Origin of the sequence: Corynebacterium sp. LK2510 (genome assembly GCF_040946405.1) — a bacterium.
Classification (GTDB): Bacteria; Actinomycetota; Actinomycetes; order Mycobacteriales; family Mycobacteriaceae; genus Corynebacterium.
The window spans coordinates 1-583 of sequence record NZ_JAYWLR010000051.1; the positions used below are offsets into that span (position 1 = coordinate 1).

The following is a 583-nucleotide window of genomic DNA, read 5'->3' on the forward strand; positions in this document are numbered from 1 at the left end:
TTTCGCAAGTAATGGAGGACGGCGTTGATTATCCGCCGCTCGTTACTGGAGTGTGGAAAATCCCGCTTGACCAGGACCTCAGTGAGCCTGCCACCAATTTCGCCTTTTTTGGGTTGGAAGAATCTGCTGTCAGTGCCTCGCGCGCGTGGTCGGCGTACACGATGGGTCTTGAACGGGTTGGTGTCTACACCTTCACTGTGAAGGGGAAGGTCACCGCGACCTCGGAGAACACCTGGGTGCCGATCCGTGCTGAGAACAAGTTCTTCAAGTGCTCCCAGGAGGGAGGCGGAGTGGGATCCTACGAGGAAGGGTGTCAGCTTCTGAAGGATTATGACTGGGCTCGTACTGGCGAGCTTCCGCCTGTCTCGACGGCAGACAACGCCGCGCAGGTGAACAGCTTCTACGAGATCAATGACACTCCTCACGGAATCAGCGGCACTGGCAATTGCGCGCCTACCGTGGAAACGGGTCGCTTCGACACAATCGCTTCCGATACTCGGACGACCATCGGGTCTCTGCGTAATTACCCGACGACTTTTAACAACTGGGCTAATCCCGCTGTTGAGTACCGGGGCTCGTTGGG

At 57.1% G+C, this 583-nt stretch carries 1 protein-coding gene; it reads left to right on the forward strand.

The genetic code is table 11. The annotated features are described in order from the left end of the window. Positions 1–583, forward strand: a 583-nt coding sequence (locus VVR41_RS10705) for a hypothetical protein (RefSeq protein WP_368524757.1), incomplete at both ends; no start/stop codon positions are given.